Here is an 18,470-nt window from a genome sequence, read left to right as displayed (position 1 = left end):
CGCCCGGACCGTGGGCGCCGGGTGGCCGACGCTTTCGTTTCCGGCCGTCTACGGTGCCGCCAGTTCTGCCGCACTCACTCTCCGCAAGATATCCGCAAGTTCATGTGCTAGGAGCACCGCATGCCTCTCGACGCCTCTTACGTCGGACGGGTTTATCCGCCCACTGCGCCTTATGAGGTGGGCCGCGAGAAGATCCGCGAGTTCGCGACGGCCGTGGGGGAGGCGAACCCCGTCTTCACCGATCCCCAGGCAGCGCGGGAGCACGGGCACGCCGATGTGATCGCCCCGCCGACGTTCATCTTCACTCTCGCCCAGCGGGCCACCGACCAGGTGGTGCACGACCCCGAACTCGGCCTGGACTACAGCCGCGTGGTCCACCGCGACCAGCGCTTCGAGTACAGCCGGCCCATCTACGCCGGCGACCGGCTGACGGTGGTCGTGCACGTGGACGGCATCAAGGCGCTGGCCGGCAACGACGTGGTGGACCTGCGCGGCGAGGTGGGCACCGACCAGGGCGAGCACGTGGTCACCGTCTACCTGACCCTGGTCTCGCGGGCCGCGGACTGAAGCCTCGCGGCACCGGGCGCGGGGGCGGCCCGCCGCGAGAGCGGGCCGCCCCGGGGCGCCGCCGTGCCGGTCGGCGCCCCCGACGCGGGGTCGGTCAGCCGGCGCCGGCCGACCCCGGCCGGAGGCCGACCGGAGGTGGCCGGCGACGACCGGTTCAGGTCTTGCTCGGCACCCGCTCGTCGCTGTCGCCGCTCGACCGCGCGGCGCGGGCCCGCTCGGCGGAGTCCGGCGCGACAGAGTCCGGCCCGGCGGGTTCCGACGTGCCGGGGGCCATGCCCGCCTCCCGCGCGGCGCCGCCGCTGCCGGGGGCGGACCGCGTCGGCCGGGAGTCGCTGAGGTAGCGCATGCCGGGCTTCTCGACCGCCTCGTAGAGCACGGCCGAGATCGCCAGGCTGACCAGCAGGAAGCCGATGATGACGAGGACGGCCTGGCCGGTTTCCCAGTTCTTGCCGCGGCCCAGCCAGTCGTGCCCGTACAGCAGGACCAGCAGGTGCACCAGGTAGAAGGCGAACGAGCGCTCGCCGAGCCAGACCATCGGCTTGCTGGCGAACCAACTGCCCCGGCCGCGGATGTCGGCGTCGGCGGCGGCCGGGATCAGCAGCGCGATCGGGATGATGGTGGCGGCCACCAGGCTGTAGAGGTACGGGACCTCCCGCGCGGCCAGGTAGTAGCCGAGGCCGAACAGCGCGATCGGCACGATCAGCGGCAGCCGGAACCACCTGCCCTCGGCCAGCACCCGGGCCAGCAGCATGCCGAGCACGAACTCCAGGGCGCGCACCGGCGGGAAGATGTAGACGAACCAGTACTGCTTGAGGCTCGCGGTGCCGTCGGGAAGCATCATCACCGGTTCCGCGGTGACCAGCTTGGCCACCAGCGGTACGCAGACGATCGCGGCGGTCACGACCACGGTGGCGGGCCACAGGTGCGAGGGGCGGATGCGGGAGATCCCCCTCCACAGCACGGGGAAGGCCAGGTAGAAGAAGAGTTCGCAGGCGAGCGACCAGCTGACGGCGTTGCCGCTGAGGAACACGTCGTACTCGGGCCACCAGGAGTGGATCAGCAGCAGGTTGGTGATCGCCTCGTCGGCGTCGACCGTGCCCGCGGCAGCCAGCATGCCGTCGGTGCGCGAGATCAGCCAGAAGGCCACCAGGGCGGTCACGAAGTGCCCGGGGTAGACCTTGGCGATCCGGCGGCGCCAGAACCGGGGTGAGCTGTCGCCCGCGCGGCGCGACCAGGCGAGGACGAACCCGCTGAGCACGAAGAAGAACGAGACGCCGATCCAGCCGGCCTTGTTCACGACGTCGGCGTAGTCGCCCTGCACCTCGGCGTCGCGGAAGAAGCGCTCCCAGGCGACGTGGAAGGCGAAGACCATCAGCGCGGCGATGAAGCGCATGCCGGTCAGCGAGGGCAGGCGGGACGTGCGATGGTGCGTGGGGGTCATGGTGTGGTGCTCCCTAGAGGCCCGGCGCGTGGCCGGCTCGGTGTGTCAGTGGTGCCCCGCTCAGGCGCGTAGGGCCCGATCGGTGAGAGCCGACGCCGCCCCGGTGTAGCGGGCGGGGTCGAGCAGCCCGTTGATGTCCTCCTCGTCGAGGTGGGCGGTGACGTCGGGCAGTTCGGCCAGGACCGTGCCGAGCCCGCAACCGCGCTCGGCGGCGGTGCGGGCCGCCGCGCCGAGCACGGCCTTGGCGCGCGCCTTGCCCAGGTGCGGGGTGAGCACGGCGGCGACGCGCTCGGAGACGATCTGCCCGCCGGTCAGGTCGAGGTTGGCGCGCATCCGCTCCGGGTGCGGCTCAAGGCCGGTCAGGAGTTCGGCCGCGGTGTGCGCGGCGCCGCCGGCCAGCCGCAGGCACTCGCGCAGCGGCTGCCACTCGGCGTGCCAGGCGCCACCGGAGCGCTCGTCCTCGGTGAGCATGCAGCCGTACAACCCGGCGGCCAACTGCGGCAGTTGCAGGGCGGCCGAGCGGATCAGGGTGGCCAGGACGGGGTTGCGCTTGTGCGGCATGGCCGAGGACGCGCCGCGCCCGGCCGGCCCCGGCTCGCTGACCTCGCCGACCTCGGTGCGGGTCAGCGACTGCACGTCCACGGCGATCTTGCCGAGCGCGCCGGCCAGGAACGAGGTGGCCGCCGCGACGTCGGCCAGCGGGGTGCGCAGCACGTGCCAGGGCAACAGCGGCACGGCCAGGTCGAGTTCGTCGGCGTACGCGGCGGTCAGGGCCTCGCCGTACGCGGCGGCCTCGGCCCGCCGCCGCTCCCGGACCGCCCCGTCCCCGGTGTCCCCGTGGCCCGCGTACTCCAGGTAGCCGGCCAGCGTGCCGGCGGCGCCGCCGAGTTCCACCGGCAGCGTGTCGGCCAGCGTCTGGAGGCGGTGGATGGCCTGGCGGACCAGGTCGAGCCAGCCGGCCGCCTTGAGCCCGAAGGTGGTCGGCACCGCGTGCAGGGTGAGGGTGCGGCCGGCCATCGGGGTGTCCCGGTGGTCGCGGGCCAGCCGTTCGAGGGCGGCCCGGCAGCGGTCCAGGTCGGCCAGGATCAGCCGCACGGCCCGCCGGGTGACCAGCATGGCCGCGGTGTCCAGCACGTCCTGGCTGGTGGAGCCGCGGTGGACGTAGTCGGCCGCCAGCGCGTCCCGGTCGGCCACGGCCGAGGTCAGCGCCTGGACGAAGCCGACGACCGGGTTGGCGGTCTCCCGGGCCGCGTGCGCGAGGGCCACCAGGTCGAGTTCGGCGTCGGCGCCGACGGCGGCGATGACCTCCGCCGCCTGGGCCGGAACCGTGCCCAGGCGGGCCTGGGCACGGGCGAGGGCGACCTCCGCCTCGATCATGGCGCGCAGCCACGCCTGGTCGTCGACCTCCGCCTCGACGGGCGTGGCCGCTCTGACCGGGGACAGCAGTCCCGCGTCCAACGACCCGACGGGTTCACTGCGGTGGGCTGTCATCTCGTTACTCGCGTCCCTTCGTGGGCCTTCGTGGGTGGGTGGGGTTCGGTGGAGCGGGTGGGCTGAGTGGGACTGGGCTGGCGACCCGGGCGCGGTCAGGCCGCGCTCTCGGTGCGGGCCGGCTCCGGGTCGGGGGCGCTCGCGGCGCCGCAGGCCAGGGCGGCCAGGGCGATGGCGTCGGAGTCGGTGAGGGTCACCGATCCCACGCCGGGCCTGATGCCGGCGGCGGTGACCCAGTGCACGGCCTCGGTGGGCACGCCGAAGGCGAAGCGGCGCGGGTGCGGGCGGTCGGCGGCGTCCAGGAGGTGGAACGGGCGGGCGGTGACGGCCAGGCCGTCGGTCTCGTACCAGCCGCCGTCCCGGGTGGCGACGCGGTGCGCGCGGCACTGCCCGCTGTCCCGGAGGTGGCGCAGCAGCGCGTCGCCGGTGCGGCGCAGCGTGATGTCGGGCAGCCGGGCCTCGATGAGGAACCGCGCGCGCACCGTCGAGTCCGGGACGTACGGGGACGTGGCGCGGTAGCCGTCCGCGCTGACGTCCACGCGTAGGTCGGGGCCGATCACGCGCAGCACGCCGGCCTCGATGAGGGCCACCATCTCCTCGGTGCGCCGGGCGGGCGGGCCGATGGACAGGTAGGCGTTGAGCGGGGTGTACCAGCGGTCCAGGTGTTCGCGGTGGCTGTCGCCGTGCAGCCCGCCGTGGTCCACCACGAGCCGGATCTCGTTGCGCAGGTCGCGCAGCACGTCGAGGGCGGCCTTGTGCGGGCCGCTGACGTTGCCCCGGCGGGCCTGGGCGACGTCGGTGCGCAGGTGGTCCAGGAGCCAGCGCTCGAAGTCGGCAGGGCCGTCGAACTCCTGGTCACGGTAGGGATGGGCGAGGCCGTCCCAGTCCCAGCGGTCGGCCCCGGCGATCCCGTACGCGTCGAGCACCTGGGACTCCTCGGCGCTGTTCCAGGGCCGGTCCAGGTACTCCTTGCGGAACCCCTCGACGTCGGCGGCCCGGTCGCGGCTGGCCAGCAGGGCGCTGTAGTAGACCGTCTCGGCCTCCTTGGCGACCAGCGGCCACACCTCGGCGCGGAAGTCCACGCCCGGGCTGTCCTCGGGCCTGCGGTGCAGCTCGGCGATCTTCTCGGGAGTGAGCAGCAGCGGCTCGTGCCGCCCGTGCGGGCCCTTCTCGTTCTCGCCGCGCGCCTGGTACGGGATGCCGCGGCGGGAGCCGGCGTACAGGCGCGGCTCGCGGCCGGAGGGCCGGTAGACCAGGCGGCCGGCCACGCGCTCGAAGACGCCGCCGCGGCCGGCGGTCAGCAGGGCCTGGTAGTCGAAGAAGTTCAGCCCGAGGCCGCGCAGCAGCACCGGCTCGCCGGCGCCGATCGCGCTCAGGTCGACGTCGGCCGGGTTGGCCGGCGGCAGGTAGCCGAGGCCGTGGGCGCTGGCCTGCTCGGCGATCGCGCGCTCCCCCGCGCCGGCATCGGCGGGCAGGTGGCCCAGGGCGAGTACCACGGCGTCCAGTCCGTCCAGCACGGTGCCGTTGGACAGCGTCACCCGCTGGAGCGGCACCTCGTGCCCCGGCCGCGCCTGCGCGTCGTCCAGGGCGACGGCCCGGGCGGCGTGCGTGGTGAGGTGCACATGGGCCGGGGCGCCGGCGACGATCCGGTCGAAGACCCAGGTCAGGTACTGGCCGTAGAAGGCGCGGGTGGGGTACGAGTCGGGGCCGAGATCGCGCGCCTCGGCCAGGGTGACGTCGCGGTAGGCCGGGTCGCCGCAGTCGGCCGCGCCGCCCGGGGCCAGCAGCGCCTGGGCCCACTGGTAGAGGCTCGGGCCCGGTTCGAGGGGTCCCTGGAGTTCGACGCTGTCGTCGGTGAACAGGGATATCTGTCCCGCGACGGTGTTCATGAGCAACTGCCGGGACTGGTCGACGCGCCAGACGCGGCCGGGCCCGGGCGGATGGGGGTCGACGAGGTGGATGTGGAGCCGGGTGTCGCGGCTGGTCCCGCGCGCGGCGGCGCACAGGCGCTCTAGCACGGAGAGGCCACGTGGCCCCGCGCCTACTACGCACACGGCTTGCTGCCTGGAGGTCATGCGCGTCCGTCCTGCCGGTAGAGGTGGCGGTAGAAGTGGTGGTGAGGTGACGGTGGGGGTGGTGCTGACTGCTGGGGGGAGGTGCCGGTAGGGCTGGCGGGTTCAGTGGGCCGGCGGCGGCGCTGACGGCGGGCGGCGTGGGTGGGCGGGGCGGCCCACGGGCCCGTTCACCGGCCGGCCCCGCGCGGCGCGCGGCGCATCAGGTGGGTCACGGCGTTGCCGATGACGGTCCGGCCGGTGTGCCCGGCGACGGTCAGGATCGACTCCGGGTGGAACTGCACGGCGGCGAAGCCGCGTTCGGGCATCTCCACGGCCATCGCGACCCGCCCCTCCTCCGTGGTCGCGGTGACCTTGAGCTGCTCGGGCAGCAGCTCGGGCACCGCGTACAGCGAGTGGTAGCGGCCCGCGTCGAAGGCCGGCGGCAGCCCGTCCAGGAGGAGCGAGTCGGTGGTGGTGCGCAGGACGCGCGAGCGCTTGCCGTGCACGGGCGCGGGCAGCGTGGCCAGGCGTCCGCCGAAGTACTCGACCAGTCCCTGGAGTCCCAGGCAGACCCCGAAGGCGGGGATGGCCAGGCGTTCGGCCTCGGCGATGGTGGCGGCGGTGGCGAAGTCGGACGGGGTGCCGGGGCCCGGCGAGAGCACCACCAGGTCGGGCCGCCGCTCCTCAAGCAGGCGCAGGTGTCCGCCGCTGCGGTAGGTGTCCACCTGGGCGCCGGTCTCGCGGAAGTAGCCGGCCAGGCAGTGCACGAAGGAGTCGCGGTGGTCGACGATGAGCACGCTGCGCCCCTCGCCCGGCGCCTCGCGCACGTGCAGCCGGCCGGCGGCCGGCCGGTCGACGCTGTCCTCCAACACCTCAAGCAGCGTCCTGGCCTTGAGTTCGGTCTCCTGCTCCTCGTCCTCGGGCCGCGAGTCGTGCAGCAACGTCGCGCCCACCCGCACGGTGGCCACGCCGTCGCGCAGCTCGATGGTGCGCAGCGTGAGCACCGTGTCCAGGCCGCCGTCGAAGCCGACCCGGCCGACGGCGCCGCCGTACCAGCGGCGCGGCGAGCGCTCGTGCCGCTCGATGAACTCGACGGCCGCCAGCTTGGGCGCGCCGGTCACGGTGACCGCCCACAGGTGCGCCATCAGCGCGTCCAACGCGTCGAGGCCCGGGCGCAGTTCGCCCTCGACGTGGTCGACGGTGTGGATGAGGCTGGAGTACATCTCGATGCGGCGCCGGGCGGTGACCCGCACGGTGCCCGGCACGCACACCCGGGACTTGTCGCCCCGGTCCACGTCGGTGCACATGGTCAGCTCGTTCTCGTCCTTGGCCGAGTTGAGCAGGGTACGGATGTGCTCGGCGTCCTCCAGGGCGTTGCCGCCGCGCCGGATGGTGCCGCTGATCGGCGACGACTCGACCAGGGTGCGCGTCCCGTCGGCGCCGGCGTCGCGGCGGACCCGGACGAACATCTCGGGCGAGGCGCCGACCAGGAACTCCCCGTCGGCGAGGTTCATCAGCAGGCTGCGCGGGGCCGGGTTGCGGTGCCGCAGCCGGCGGAAGAGCTGGGCCGGGCCGCCGCTGACCGCGCGCCGGAAGACCTGTCCGGGCACGGCCTCGAACAGGGCCCCGGAGCGGAACAGCGGCATGGCCGCGTCCACCACCCGGGCGTACTCGCCGGGCTCCAGGTCCCGTTCCCTGACGGGGCGCCGGCCGGGCGCGAACGGGCAGGCGGGGGTGGTGCGCTCCAGCCCCTCGGTGCTGCCGGCCGGGACCCGGAACTCGTAGGCGTGCCGCAGCGCCTCGTCGCTGTGCAGGTCGAGTTCGTACAGCGCGTCCGGCAGGTGCAGCACCATGTCGCGGTCGCCTGGCGTACGCCGCTGGTGCTGCTCCATCGGGTCCACCTGGAAGATCAGGTCGTAGCCGAACGCCCCGTACAGGCCGAGCAGCGGGTCGGGCCCGGCCATGCCCTCGACCAGGGCGCGGACGGCGGCGAAGACGCCGACCTGGCGGGTGCGGTCCTCCTCGGCGAACAGCCCGGCCGGAGGCGCGCCCTGCACCCGCACGCTGTCCCCGCCCCGGGCGGTGCCGTCGGCCCCCGTGAGGCCGCTGATCCGGGTGAGCGAGGGCACCCCGTCCAGGAGCGCGCCGAGCACCGGGAGCAGCAGCCCGCCGCGGTCGTTCAGGGCGCGGAAGGTGACCTGGGCGCCGGACGCGGTGACCTCGACGGGCGGGTCGAGGTAGCCGATCGCCCGGTCACCGTCCCGGAACTGGAGCAGCCCGCGGCGTTCGCACAGCGCGTCCTCCAGGACGCCGCGGAGGGCCGTGGCGCTGCCGACGTGCTCGGTGGTGCGCACCACCCGCACGCCGGCCGGCGTGGTCCACCGCGTGGTCTGTGCCGCCCGGGTGGCGGGCGGTTCGGCGGCTTCCAGCAGGGTCATCTCCCGGCTCCTTTCAAGCCCGGGTGCCGCGCGGGCACCCCGTGTCGATCACCGGGTCACGCGGTGGTGGTCCAGAGGAGGTCCGCGCGGGCGGACTGCACGTGGGTCCAGCCCTGGCTGAGTTCGGCCGGCGGGCAGACGTAGGCGGTGCGGGCGCCGGTGACGGCGCGGACGCGTTCGCTCAGCGCCATCTGTGCGGCCCGGTTGTCGGCCGCGTCACCCTCGCCCGGGGCCACCGCCACCACGTCCACGGTCTCGGCCCGCACCAGTGCGGCCACCCGCGCCACGGCCGTGGCCACCGGCTCCTCGGCGGGCGCGGTGGCGCGCACCAGCACGCCGACCCGGGCGCCGGGCGCCGCCGCGCGCGCCTGCCGCAGGCGGGCCGTCGCGCCGCTCAGGAACGCGTCCAACGTGCCGCCCGTCGCGTCGACTTCGACGACCACGGTGTCCGCGTCCCGCATCGGCGCGAGGGGCTCGTCCACCGCCCTCACGAGCACCGCGTCGCCGGGTTCGGCCGGCTCGCCCACGCCCACCAGGGTGGGCACCGGCTCGGTGGGCTTGGGGGTCCACGCGTGCCCGCAGCGCTCGGCGAGCCCCTTGTCGAGGCGCAGCAGCAGGTCGGCCGGGGACTGTCCGCTGCGGCTGAGCAGGCGCAGCATGAGCGTGCCGACGTCCAGGTCGGCGTGGTCCTCCTGGTGCTCCCACATCCGGCGGCTGGCCCAGGCCGCCCGCTGGATGCCCGTCACGATCGGCCGGCGGGCCTTCTCGTACGCGACCAGGGCCTCCTCCAGCGCGTCGGGGCCGCTCGCGGCGGCGTCGTGCAGGCGGCGGGCGAGTTCGGTGGCGTCCTCCAGGGCCATGGTGGTGCCGGAGCCGACCGAGAAGTGCGCGGTGTGCACGGCGTCGCCGATGCCGACCAGGCGGCCGTGGGACCAGCGGTCGGCGTCGACGTGCGAGAACGTCAGCCAGCGCGATCCGTTGCCGATCAGCCGCGCGCCCTCCAGGTCGGCGGCGAAGACCTTGGCGCAGTACTCCATGGCCTGCTCGTCGTTCCACCCCGGCGGCTGGGTGTGTCCGTCGACGAACCCGCCGGCCCGGAAGGTCTCCGCGCTGATCTCCACCAGGAAGGTGGACTTGTCCCGGGTGTACGGGTAGACGTGCGCGCCGACCGGGCCGTGCCCGCCGTCGGCGAACAGGAAGGTCATCGCGTCGAAGGCGCGTTCCACGCCGAACCACGCGTACCGGCTCTCGCCGGTGACCTGGCGGGCGCCCCACTCCTGGGACCTGGCCGCGCGGGTGCGGCTGCCGGCGCCGTCGGCGGCGACCACCACGTCGTAGCGCTCCAGCAGGTCGGTGGCGTCGGCCTCGGTGCGGTAGTGCAGCCGGGCGCCGGACTCGCGGGCCAGCTTCTGCAGGCTCAGCAGCAGCGCGCGCCGCTCGACGGCGGCGAAGCCGTGGCCCGAGGAGCGCACGGCGTGGCCGTCGCGGCGCACCTCCACGTCCTCCCAGCGGGCGCCCTGGTCGAGGAGGGCGGCGACCACGTCGGGCGCGGCCTGCCGCAGCCGGGCCAGGCTCAGCCGGGAGAAGACCACGCCGAAGCCGAAGGTGGCGTCGGCCGGGCTGCGCTCGAAGACGTCCACCTCGTGGTCGCCGAGCCGGCGCAGCAACAGGGCGAGCATCAACCCGCCGGGACCGGCGCCCACGCACGCAACTCGCATCGTCCTCATACCCCCTTGGCCGGGGTGGCGGGCGGAAGGTCCGCCTCGCCACTCCCGCTGGTGTCCTGTGCGGCGCCGTCGGTCGGCGCCTGTGTGCTGGTCGAAGCGGCGTCGGCACCGCTCGGCCGGGCGCCCGGCCCGCCCTCGCCCGGGCCGGTGGCCGGCTCGCCGCCCGGCGCCGGGCCGGCCGCCTGGACGCCGGTGGCCTCGGCGCCCGTGGCCTGGACGTCGATGGCCTCGGCGCCCGTGGCCTGGACGTCGGTGGTCGGCGTGTCGGTTGCCCCGGTGTCGGCGCTCGGCGCGCCGGTGGGCCGGGCCTCGGTGGTCGCGGGCCGGGCGCCGGTGGTCAGGTCGGGCGCGCCGTGGGTGTCGGTGGCCGGCTGGCCGAGGCCAGCGCGCAGCACCCGGCGCAGCACCTTGCCCGCGGTGCTGCGCGGCACCTCGGGGACGAACACCACGCGCGCCGGGCGCTTGTAGCCGGCCAGTTCGGCGACGCAGGCGGCGAGCAGGGCGGAGGCCCTCGGCGCCGGCTCGGCCGCGGCGACGAACGCGACGGGCACCTCGCCCCACCGCGCGCACGGCTCGCCCACCACGGCCACGTCCGCCACCCCGGGCTGGGCCGCGAGCACCCGCTCGACCTCGGCCGGGTAGACGTGTCGGCCGCCCCGGTCGATGACGTCGCGGAGCCGGTCGACGAGGTAGAGGTAGCCGTCCGGATCGGCGTACGCGGCGTCGCCGGTGCGCAGCCAGCCGTCGCGCAGCACCTCGGCCGTCGCGGCCTCGTCGCCCCAGTAGCCGAGCATCCGCCCGTCGCCGCGCACGCACAGCTCGCCGATCTCGCCGGGCGGCACCCGGCGGCCCGCGCGGTCGTGGATCTCGATGTGGCAGCCGGGCAGCATCCGCCCCGCCGAGCGCAGCCGCAGTTCGGCGGTGGCGTCGGCGATGCCGGCGGCACCACCGGTCACCTGGGCGCGGTCGAAGAGCATGGCGGCGATGGGCCCGCCGCCCTCGGTGATGCCGTAGACGTTGCGCAGCGGGCACGGGAAGCGCTCAAGCGCCTCCCGCAACACCTCGTCGGGGATCGGCGCGCCGCCGCACATCACCTCGGTGAGGGTGGCCAACTCCGCCGCGTCGAAGGCCGCCGCGCGCAGCACGGCGCGGACCATGGCGGGCACCAGGAAGGCGCGGGTGGCGCGGTGTCGGGCCACGTCGGCCAGGAACCGCTCCGGGGTGAACTCGGGCTCCAGGACGAGGGTGCCGCCGGCGGCGAGCAGGGCGAGGCCGATGACCATGCTGCCGTGGAACAGCGGGCACGGGTTGACCATGACATCGCCCGGGCCGAAGCCCAGCTCGGCGGCCATCCCGGTGTAACAGGCGGACAGGGAGCGGTGGGTGACCGTCACGCCCTTGGCCCGGCCCGTGGTGGCCGAGGTGTGCAGGATGGCGTGGATGTCGTCCTGCCGGGGCAGCGGCAGCGTCCGCACGGGCCCGGTGGCCATCGCCTCGTACGCGGGCGAACCGAGCGTCACCCGCCAGCCGTCGCCGAGTACGTCGCCGTGCCGGTCGAGCACGGACCGCTCGACGAAGACGCCCACCGGCTCGACGGTGTCGATGACGTACGCGACCTCGGGCCCGGGGAAGGTGTGGTTGACGGGGCAGACGATGACGCCCGCCTTGGCCGCGGCGACGTACAGCTCAAGGACCTCGGCGCGGTTCGGCGAGCTGACCGCGATCCGCTCGCCGCGCCGTACGCCCCGGTCGAGCAGCGCGCTGGCCAGCGCGTCGGTGCGGGCGTCCAGCTCGCGCCAGGTCAGCTCGCGCGCGCCGGCCACCACCGCCAGCGCGTCGGGGCGCCGCTGGCGGTGGCGGCGGACGAGGTGGGCCACCCACATCAGCGGGCCTCCCGGCCGGCGGTGCTGGGCGTGGCGTGGGCGGCGCGGTCGAGCGGTCGCGGCAGGTGGCTGGGCTCCGGCAGCGGTCGGTGACCCGGTGCGATCTGGTCGGTCACGGCTTCGGCTTCCCCTCGTGGTGTGCGGGTGGTGCGGGTGGTGCGGGCGCTGGGTACGTGGCGGCCTCGGCGGAGCGGTGGCGGGGCGGCGGGCGCCGTCGTACGCCGACGTGGGCGGCGGGGCCGTGGGCCGTGGCGTGGGCCCCGCCGCCGCTCGGGTGCGCGTGGGCGCCGTGGTCTAGCCGCCGACCTCCGAGTCCTTGCGCGCCGGGGCCGGGGCGGGAGCGGGGGCGGTCTCGCCGCCCTCCCTGAGCCCGAAGCGCTGGTGGAGGCCGGCCAGCGGGCCGGGGGCCCACCAGTTCCACCTGCCGGCCAGCCGCATGAAGGCCGGCACGAGCACGCCCCGCACCAGGGTCGCGTCCATGATCACGGCCAGTGCCATACCGAGGCCCAGGATCTTCATGTACGTGATGCCGGAGACGACGAAGGACAGGAAGACCGTGGCCACGAGCACGGCGGCGGCGGTGACGATGCCGCCGGTGCGCTCCAGGCCGAGCGCGACGGAGCGGGTGTTGTCGCCGGTCAGGTCGTACTCCTCCTTGATCCGCGAGAGGAGGAAGACCTCGTAGTCCATGGAGAGGCCGAACGCCACGCAGAACATCATGATCGGCGTGGTGGCCACGATGCCGCCGGTGACCGTGAAGTCGCCCACCAGCCACTGCAGGTGCCCGTCCTGGAAGATCCAGACCATGGCGCCGAAGGTGGCCGTCAGGCTGAGCAGGTTGAGCACCAGCGCCTTGACGGGCACCAGGACGCTGCCGGTGAGCAGGAAGAGCAGGACGAAGGTGGAGACGGCGATCAGCGCGATGCTGTACGGCAGTCGGTCGCCGAGCGAGTCCATGGTGTCGTGGAACGCCGGCCCGGTGCCGCCCACCTTGACGTCGAAGGGGGCGTTGGTGGCGCGGACGTCGCGCACCACGTCCTGGCCCTCGTCGCTGTAGGAGCCGACGCTGGGCACCACCGACAGCCAGGTGCCGTCCTCACCCGCGTACCGGGCCGACTCCTTGTTGGCCCGGGTGACCTGGCGACCCTCGGCGTACGAGCCGGTCAGCGCGTCCACCCGGGCGACGTTGTCGAGTTGGGAGAGCGCGCTGGCGTAGTCGCCGATCTCGGCCGTCCTGGCGCTGGGGTCGCCGAGGCCCTCGGCGACGACCATGACCGGCTCCATCTCGCGGGCCGTGTAGTCCTGCGAGAGCGTGGTGTTGACCCGGTGCGCCTCGGCGTCCTTGGGCAGCGCGCGCTCGTCGGCGAGGTTGAAGCTGATGCCGAGGAACGGGCCGCCGAGCACCAGGAGTACGACGATGACGCCGGAGGCGAACGGGACCGGGCGGCGCATCACCCTGGTGGCGACCTTGTGCCAGAAACCGTCCTCGACCGACCTGGTCCGCTGCTTGGTCCACGACCACTTGTTGATGCGCGGCCCGATGACGGCCAGCAGCGCCGGCAGCATCACCAGGGTGGAGAGCGCGGCGAAGGCCACGACGGCGATGCCGGAGTAGGCGAAGGACCGCAGGAAGTACATGGGGAACAGCAGCAGGGCGGAAAGCGACAGAATGACGGTGATGGCCGAGTAGAGCACCGTACGACCGGCGGTCTTGACGCTCGTGGCGACCGCTTCCTCGACCGTCGCGCCCTTTCCGAGTTCCTCGCGGTATCGACTGACGACAAAGAGGCTGTAGTCGATACCGAGACCGAGTCCGAGCCCCGTTGTCATATTCATCGCGAACACCGAGACGTCGGTGAACGAGACGAGGATCTGCAACACCAGCATGGCGCCGATGATGGAGACAATTCCGAGGGCGAGCGGCAACAGGGCGGCGATGACGCCGCGGAAGACCAGAATCAGCAGAACCAGGGTGATGGGCAGCGCGATGGTCTCCGCGAGGAGCAGGTCGTCCTGCGTCTGGACGTTCAGCTCGCGGTACGCCTCGGCCCGGCCGCCGAAGAGGACGTCGAGCCCCTCGAAGCCGTCCTCGTAGTGCGGGAGCAGCTTCTCCAGGTTGTCCTCCACCTCGTCCTCGTCGCCCTCCAGGTGGGCCAGGACGAGCGCGGAGTCGGACTTCTCGCTGCGCAGCGAGGGGTCCTTGCCCAGCGTCCAGTAGGAGCCGGCCGACTGGACGCCGGGCTCGTCGCCGAGCTTCCTGGTCAGCTCGGCGCCCTTGCGCGCGGTCTGCGCCTGGTCCGCGCCCTGTGGGGTCCTCACCAGCAGCACCAGGTTGGGCTCGCCGGTGCCGAAGCGGTCGGTCAGCGCCTTGCTCGCCTTGGTCGATTCCGCGTCCGGCACCTCGTACCCGCCCGACGACAGCTTGCTCGAAACGCTGCCGCCGAGCCCTCCGGCGACCACGCAGAAAAGCAGGCACAGGATGAGCACCAGCTTTCTGCGTCCGGTCGCCAGCGCTGCCAGCTTGTTGAACATCAGATCCTCCAGTGTGGAGCTTTCGGAACCGGCCGATTCGGTTCCGACGAGGGCGTGTCGGAGATGATCAGATCAGTCGGCCAGTGGCAGCGGGCGGCAATCGACCAGAATTCGCTCGCCATTGGCAGAGACGTGATCGGCCAGTGGCTCTTCGGCCGTTCGGTCCCAGGCGAGTACGCGATTGTGAATGGAACCGCGGCAGAAGTCGGCGAACTCGGGGGCGGTATTGCGCTGGCGCCCGCCGAGATAGGCGAGCACCGGGTCGAGCACCAGCCAGCGCCCCTCCTCGTACACCTCGGTCCAGGCGTGCTCGACGCCGATGAGGCCGAGCAGGAACCCCTTGCGGGTGCGGGCGCGCAGGCCGGCCTCCTCGGCGCGCTCGCGCATCAGCCAGGCGGAGACCACGCAGTCGGCCATCCGGTGGGCGAGCGCGGTGCGCGGCTCGGCGCGCAGCGTGCCGGGTATCCAGCCGTACTGGTAGACGCCGGTGGCCAGTTCGTCCAGGAGCTGGTCGTGGATGTCGCGCACGGCGTCGGTGCGCGGGCTGTCCACCAGGCCCCGGGTGGTCAGGCGGGCCTCGGCGGTGCCGGGGCCGTCGACGTCCGCCTGCCACGCGAGGAGTTCGCCGCCGAGCACCTTGGGTTCCGGCGGCAGCGGGGCGACCACGGTCTCGGGCGAGCCCTCGACGGAGGCGGCGAGCCGCACGCGCCAGGTGCGGGCCGTCGTCCAGCTCTCCGGCCTGCCCGTGGCCAGTCGCATGCAGGAGCGCTCGCCGAGTTCGGCCACCGACTTGCCGGTGCCGGACTGCAGGCCCAGGTTCATCACGTCGTGGTAGTCGAACCGCGGACCCCGCGGCGTCTCCTCGGCCGGGAAGCCGGCCGCCACCAGCAGCTCCACCAGCTCGCTGTCGCAGCCGAGTTGATGGGCCGCCTCGTCCACGTCCAGCCGGGCGTCCCGGTGCCCGGCGGGTACCGGGATCATCCTCTCCACGCCGCGCTTCAGGGCCTCAAGCCGCGAGGCCGGCGGGTCGCCCGCCGCGTTCCGGTGATCGGTCGTCATCTTCCGGGCTCCTTGTCGCCTTTTACCGTTCCGCGAGCCGGGTCAGCTCGCCGGCGGCGAGCCGGCGCGCGACCTCGAGTCGCTTGACCTTCCACGTGGCGGTGTGCGGGATGTCGTCCCAGCGGCAGTGCACCGGGTCCGCCAGCGGCGGCAGTTCCTTGGTCGCCGCCGCCCAGGCCACCGGGTCGAGCGGCAGGTCGCCGCGCGTGCACACCAGCGGCACCGGCGGCCCGTCCTCGACCGGGATCAGCACGGCCTCGGTGAGCTGCGGGATGCTCTCCAGGATGTGGTCCTCGGTGGCCAGCAGGCTGTCCACGCCGCTGGCGCGGTCCACCAGCCGGTCGTACAGGTGCAGGCAGCCCTTCTTGCTGATCATCCCGTAGTCCCCCATCGCCCACCAGCCGTTCTTCCGCTGGTCGGGGTAGCCGATGTAGCTGGGGGTGATGCCGCCGGAGCGGGCGAAGATCGCGCCGGGGGTCTGCTTGCCGAGGTGGGTGTCGCCGTTCTCGTCGCTGATGCGAATCCTGGTGTGCCCGAAGACCGGCTTGCCCACGCAGCGGCCGTCCTCGCAGCCGCCGCCGAGCCGGTGCAGTTTGACGGTGACGGGGCCGGTCTCGGACTGGCCGTACGCCTGGAGGTAGCGGGCCTTGGGCTTGGCGACCCGCAGCAGCGTGTTGATGGTCCTGGGGTGGGCGGCGTCGAAGGAGCTGAGGAACATCCGTACGCCCGCGAAGAGTTCGGGCCGCTGCTCGGCCACCTCCTCCCAGCGGATGAACACGTTGGGCACGGTCTCCAGGAGGCCGGGGCGGACCCGGGCCATCATGGCGGCGGCGTTGGCCGGCTCGGGGTCGACCATGAAGCCCAGCGGCACGCCGAGGGCGAGGATGGCGAGCATGCCGGACATGCTGCGCGCGTGCACCGGCGACAGGCACATCAGCAGCGGGTCGTTGACGCGCAGCACCCGGCCGATCATGACCTGCGGCTTGGCGTGCCCGGCGAAGCTCCTGACGGAGTGCACGACCAGCTTGGGCACCCCGGTGGTGCCGGAGCTGTGCGTGACCAACTGCGGGGAGTCCTGCGGCGGCACGGCCAGCGCGGGCAGCGGGGCCGGGCTCAGGTCGCCGAGCGAGCGGCCGTGGGCGCCGGCGGCGCCGACGTACCAGCGGGGCGCGGCGTCGGCCGCCACCTCGGCCAGGGTGCCGCCGGCCTCGATGGCGGCGTCGGTGACGATCGCGACCGGTTCGGCGGTGCGCACCAGGGCGCCGAGCGAGGCCGCCCCGACCGCGTCGTGCACCAGCACGGGCACGGCGCCGATCCGGGCGCACGCGAAGGCGAGCAGCGGCACGTCGAAGTTGGGCCGCTTGACGATGACGACCCGGCCGCCGGCGCTGACCCCGGCGGCGGCGAGCAGCCCCGCGGCCTGGTCGACGCGGTCGCGGAAGTCCACGAAGCTCAGCTCGGTGCCGGCGGCCGGGAACAGGTCGAGCGGGCGGTCCAGGTAGAGGGAGGCGCCCGGGTGGCGGCGTGCGGCCTCCGCGGGCGCGGTGGCCAGCGCCATGGTGCGCCGGCTCACTGGTCGGCTCCCTCGCGCACGGCCGCGCGGGTGTCGGGCTCGGCGGCGATGTGCGCCACCAGGTTGTCGAACGAGGAGACGGCGTCGACCGAGTCCAGCAGGTCCCACTCGACGCCGAACGTCTCGTCGATGGCGTCGAGCAGGCGCATGAAGCCGGTCGAGGTCAGGCCGAGGTTCCACAGCGGCACCGTGCGGGCACCCGGCTCGTCCAGCGGCACAGCGCCGCCGACTATGTCCTCCAGCAGGGCGCGCAGCTTCTCCGCTACTGCTTCCGGGCTGTGCATTGGGGTCCTCCATTCACTGCCCGCGTGTGCTGGCAGGCTCGGGGTGGTGCGGTCGGTACGGACAGTGCGGGCGATACGGGGAAGTGCGGGCGGTACGGGAGGTGCGGCGGTCGCGACCGCCGGGTGCGGGCCGCGACCGCCGCGGCCTAGGCCACGCGCAGGCGCTCGGTGGCGGGCTTGACCACGCGCCCGAGGCCGGCGCTCTCGTCGAACCCCCGCTGCTGGCGCAGGAAGTACAGGACGTACTCGGCCAGGTCATCGATGCCCATCGGAGCCCGCGAGGCGTCCGCGCCGCAGACGGCGTCGGTGTGCGTCAGGTCGAACGTCTTGCTGTTCTTCATGTGCGGGCGGTAGAAGTCCATGCCCTTGTCGAAGACGTCGTCCACGGGCGTGAAGTCGGTGGTGTCCGAGGCCCAGATGGGGCTGGGCAGGCCGACCAGGTCCATCACCGTGGTGATCACGTCGCTGGTGGTGGGCTGCTCGGAGTTGGCCAGGTGGAAGAAGGTCTCCGGCGAGTCGGAGAGCGCGATGGAGACCGCGTTGCGGGCCACCATGTCCACCGGTACGAAGTTCAGCCGCGACTCGGGGTCGGCCAGCAGCCGCACCGGCGTGTCGGGCAGCATCTCGACGCCGAGCCGGCGGCCGGCCACGCGCTTGAAGAGCAGCACCTGTCGGGCGAAACCGTACATGCCCGACCAGTTGATGCCGTGCCGGGTGACGCTGTGCCCGATGACGATGCTGGGGCGCAGCACGCGGACGCGCATCCGGTCGGCGGCGTCCAGGACCAGCGCCTCGGCCTGGATCTTGGAGCGCTCGTAGCTGTTGTTGGCCACCGAGGTGTCGGTGGCGCGCACCTCGCGGATCAGGCCGCGCCGGGCGCCGGCGACGTAGGAGGTGCTGACGTAGTTGAACGTGGTGGCGCCGAGGTCCTGGGCGAGTTGGAGGATGTTGCGGGTGCCGCCGATGTTCTGCGCCTCGATCTCGTCGCGGTACTCCTCCTCGTACCGCAGGGACGCCGCGCAGTGCCACAGCTCGTCGATCCGGGGGGCGGTGGCCAGGTCGACGCCGCCGCCGGCGACGGTCATGTCGCCGCGGATGGCCCGGGTGCGCTCGGCGATCGCGGTGGCCAGCTCGGGGCGTCCGTAGCCCTCGGCCAGGCCGTTCAGCGCCTCGTGCAGGCGCTTGGTTGCTACCTCGTCGTCGCTGCCGCGCACCATGGCGTAGATGACGCCCTCGGTGCGCTCCAGCAGTTCCAGGACCACGGTGCCGCCGACAAAGCCGGTGGCCCCGGTCAGCAGACGGATCGTCATCAGTGCTTCTCCCAGGGGATGGTGACAGCGCGGTCAGTCCGCTCGCCGCGGCGGCGGTGACTGTCGGTCGGTCGCGTGGGTGCGGCGGGGGCGGGCCTCGGGGGCGCGCCG

General features: G+C 73.8%; 12 protein-coding genes. 1 reads left to right on the top strand and 11 read right to left on the bottom strand.

From position 1 onward, the window contains the following. Positions 1-120: 120 nt before the first annotated feature. On the top strand, positions 121-567 hold the full coding sequence (locus tag H7H31_RS25355) for a MaoC family dehydratase N-terminal domain-containing protein (RefSeq protein WP_187061872.1): 447 nt from the start codon (positions 121-123) through the stop codon (positions 565-567). Between the two features lie 154 nt (positions 568-721). Here the strand turns inward: H7H31_RS25355 and H7H31_RS25350 are convergent, their stop codons facing one another. From H7H31_RS25350 to H7H31_RS25300, 11 genes are all read right to left on the bottom strand, one after another. Continuing rightward, the gene (locus H7H31_RS25350; protein WP_187061871.1) at positions 722-2,008 is read right to left on the bottom strand and encodes an acyltransferase family protein; all 1,287 of its coding nucleotides are present in this window, start codon (positions 2,006-2,008) and stop codon (positions 722-724) included. A 60-nt stretch (positions 2,009-2,068) separates the two neighbouring features. Then, complete coding sequence (gene pcaB / locus H7H31_RS25345) at positions 2,069-3,499, bottom strand: 3-carboxy-cis,cis-muconate cycloisomerase (RefSeq protein WP_187061870.1); 1,431 nt, start codon at positions 3,497-3,499, stop codon at positions 2,069-2,071. Positions 3,500-3,594: 95 nt separating this feature from the next. Then, entirely contained in the window at positions 3,595-5,574 is a 1,980-nt protein-coding gene (locus H7H31_RS25340; protein ID WP_187061869.1) for an FAD/NAD(P)-binding protein, read from the bottom strand. Positions 5,575-5,741: 167 nt separating this feature from the next. Then, entirely contained in the window at positions 5,742-7,991 is a 2,250-nt protein-coding gene (locus H7H31_RS25335) for an anthranilate synthase component I (RefSeq protein WP_187061868.1), read from the bottom strand. 56 nt (positions 7,992-8,047) lie between these two features. Then, entirely contained in the window at positions 8,048-9,709 is a 1,662-nt protein-coding gene (locus H7H31_RS25330) for an FAD-dependent monooxygenase (RefSeq protein ID WP_187061867.1), read from the bottom strand. Positions 9,710-9,714: 5 nt separating this feature from the next. After that, the gene (locus tag H7H31_RS25325; protein WP_187061866.1) at positions 9,715-11,601 is read right to left on the bottom strand and encodes an AMP-binding protein; all 1,887 of its coding nucleotides are present in this window, start codon (positions 11,599-11,601) and stop codon (positions 9,715-9,717) included. A 294-nt stretch (positions 11,602-11,895) separates the two neighbouring features. Beyond that, positions 11,896-14,133, bottom strand: a complete 2,238-nt coding sequence (locus H7H31_RS25320) for an MMPL family transporter (RefSeq protein WP_187118092.1) — start codon at positions 14,131-14,133, stop codon at positions 11,896-11,898. A gap of 72 nt (positions 14,134-14,205) precedes the next feature. Further along, a complete protein-coding gene (locus tag H7H31_RS25315; protein WP_187062568.1) occupies positions 14,206-15,192 on the bottom strand; it encodes a transglutaminase domain-containing protein in 987 nt (328 codons plus the stop codon). Positions 15,193-15,214: 22 nt separating this feature from the next. Beyond that, the gene (locus tag H7H31_RS25310; protein WP_187062567.1) at positions 15,215-16,765 is read right to left on the bottom strand and encodes an AMP-binding protein; all 1,551 of its coding nucleotides are present in this window, start codon (positions 16,763-16,765) and stop codon (positions 15,215-15,217) included. Further along, positions 16,762-17,049, bottom strand: coding sequence for a phosphopantetheine-binding protein (locus H7H31_RS25305; protein WP_176161471.1), 288 nt, complete (start codon positions 17,047-17,049; stop codon positions 16,762-16,764). Before H7H31_RS25305 ends, H7H31_RS25310 begins: the two co-directional genes overlap by 4 nt. Positions 17,050-17,195: 146 nt before the next feature. Continuing rightward, on the bottom strand, positions 17,196-18,359 hold the full coding sequence (locus H7H31_RS25300; protein WP_187062566.1) for an SDR family oxidoreductase: 1,164 nt from the start codon (positions 18,357-18,359) through the stop codon (positions 17,196-17,198). Positions 18,360-18,470: the final 111 nt, after the last annotated feature.

It is taken from the genome of Streptomyces buecherae (genome assembly GCF_014295035.1).
GTDB classification, from domain to species: domain Bacteria; phylum Actinomycetota; class Actinomycetes; order Streptomycetales; family Streptomycetaceae; genus Streptomyces; species Streptomyces youssoufiensis.
This window is presented reverse-complemented; position numbering and strand designations above follow the sequence as displayed.

Bases quoted from the DNA above. Each gene is read 5' to 3' on its own strand.
- H7H31_RS25300 (WP_187062566.1), bottom strand. From the start codon at position 18,359: ATGACGATCCGTCTGCTGACCGGGGCCACCGGCTTTGTCGGCGGCACC.
- H7H31_RS25335 (WP_187061868.1), bottom strand. From the start codon at position 7,991: ATGACCCTGCTGGAAGCCGCCGAACCGCCCGCCACCCGGGCGGCACAG.
- H7H31_RS25320 (WP_187118092.1), bottom strand. From the start codon at position 14,133: ATGTTCAACAAGCTGGCAGCGCTGGCGACCGGACGCAGAAAGCTGGTG.
- H7H31_RS25355 (WP_187061872.1), top strand. From the start codon at position 121: ATGCCTCTCGACGCCTCTTACGTCGGACGGGTTTATCCGCCCACTGCG.
- pcaB (WP_187061870.1), bottom strand. From the start codon at position 3,499: ATGACAGCCCACCGCAGTGAACCCGTCGGGTCGTTGGACGCGGGACTG.
- H7H31_RS25325 (WP_187061866.1), bottom strand. From the start codon at position 11,601: ATGTGGGTGGCCCACCTCGTCCGCCGCCACCGCCAGCGGCGCCCCGAC.
- H7H31_RS25330 (WP_187061867.1), bottom strand. From the start codon at position 9,709: ATGCGAGTTGCGTGCGTGGGCGCCGGTCCCGGCGGGTTGATGCTCGCC.
- H7H31_RS25305 (WP_176161471.1), bottom strand. From the start codon at position 17,049: ATGCACAGCCCGGAAGCAGTAGCGGAGAAGCTGCGCGCCCTGCTGGAG.
- H7H31_RS25315 (WP_187062568.1), bottom strand. From the start codon at position 15,192: ATGACGACCGATCACCGGAACGCGGCGGGCGACCCGCCGGCCTCGCGG.
- H7H31_RS25350 (WP_187061871.1), bottom strand. From the start codon at position 2,008: ATGACCCCCACGCACCATCGCACGTCCCGCCTGCCCTCGCTGACCGGC.
- H7H31_RS25340 (WP_187061869.1), bottom strand. From the start codon at position 5,574: ATGACCTCCAGGCAGCAAGCCGTGTGCGTAGTAGGCGCGGGGCCACGT.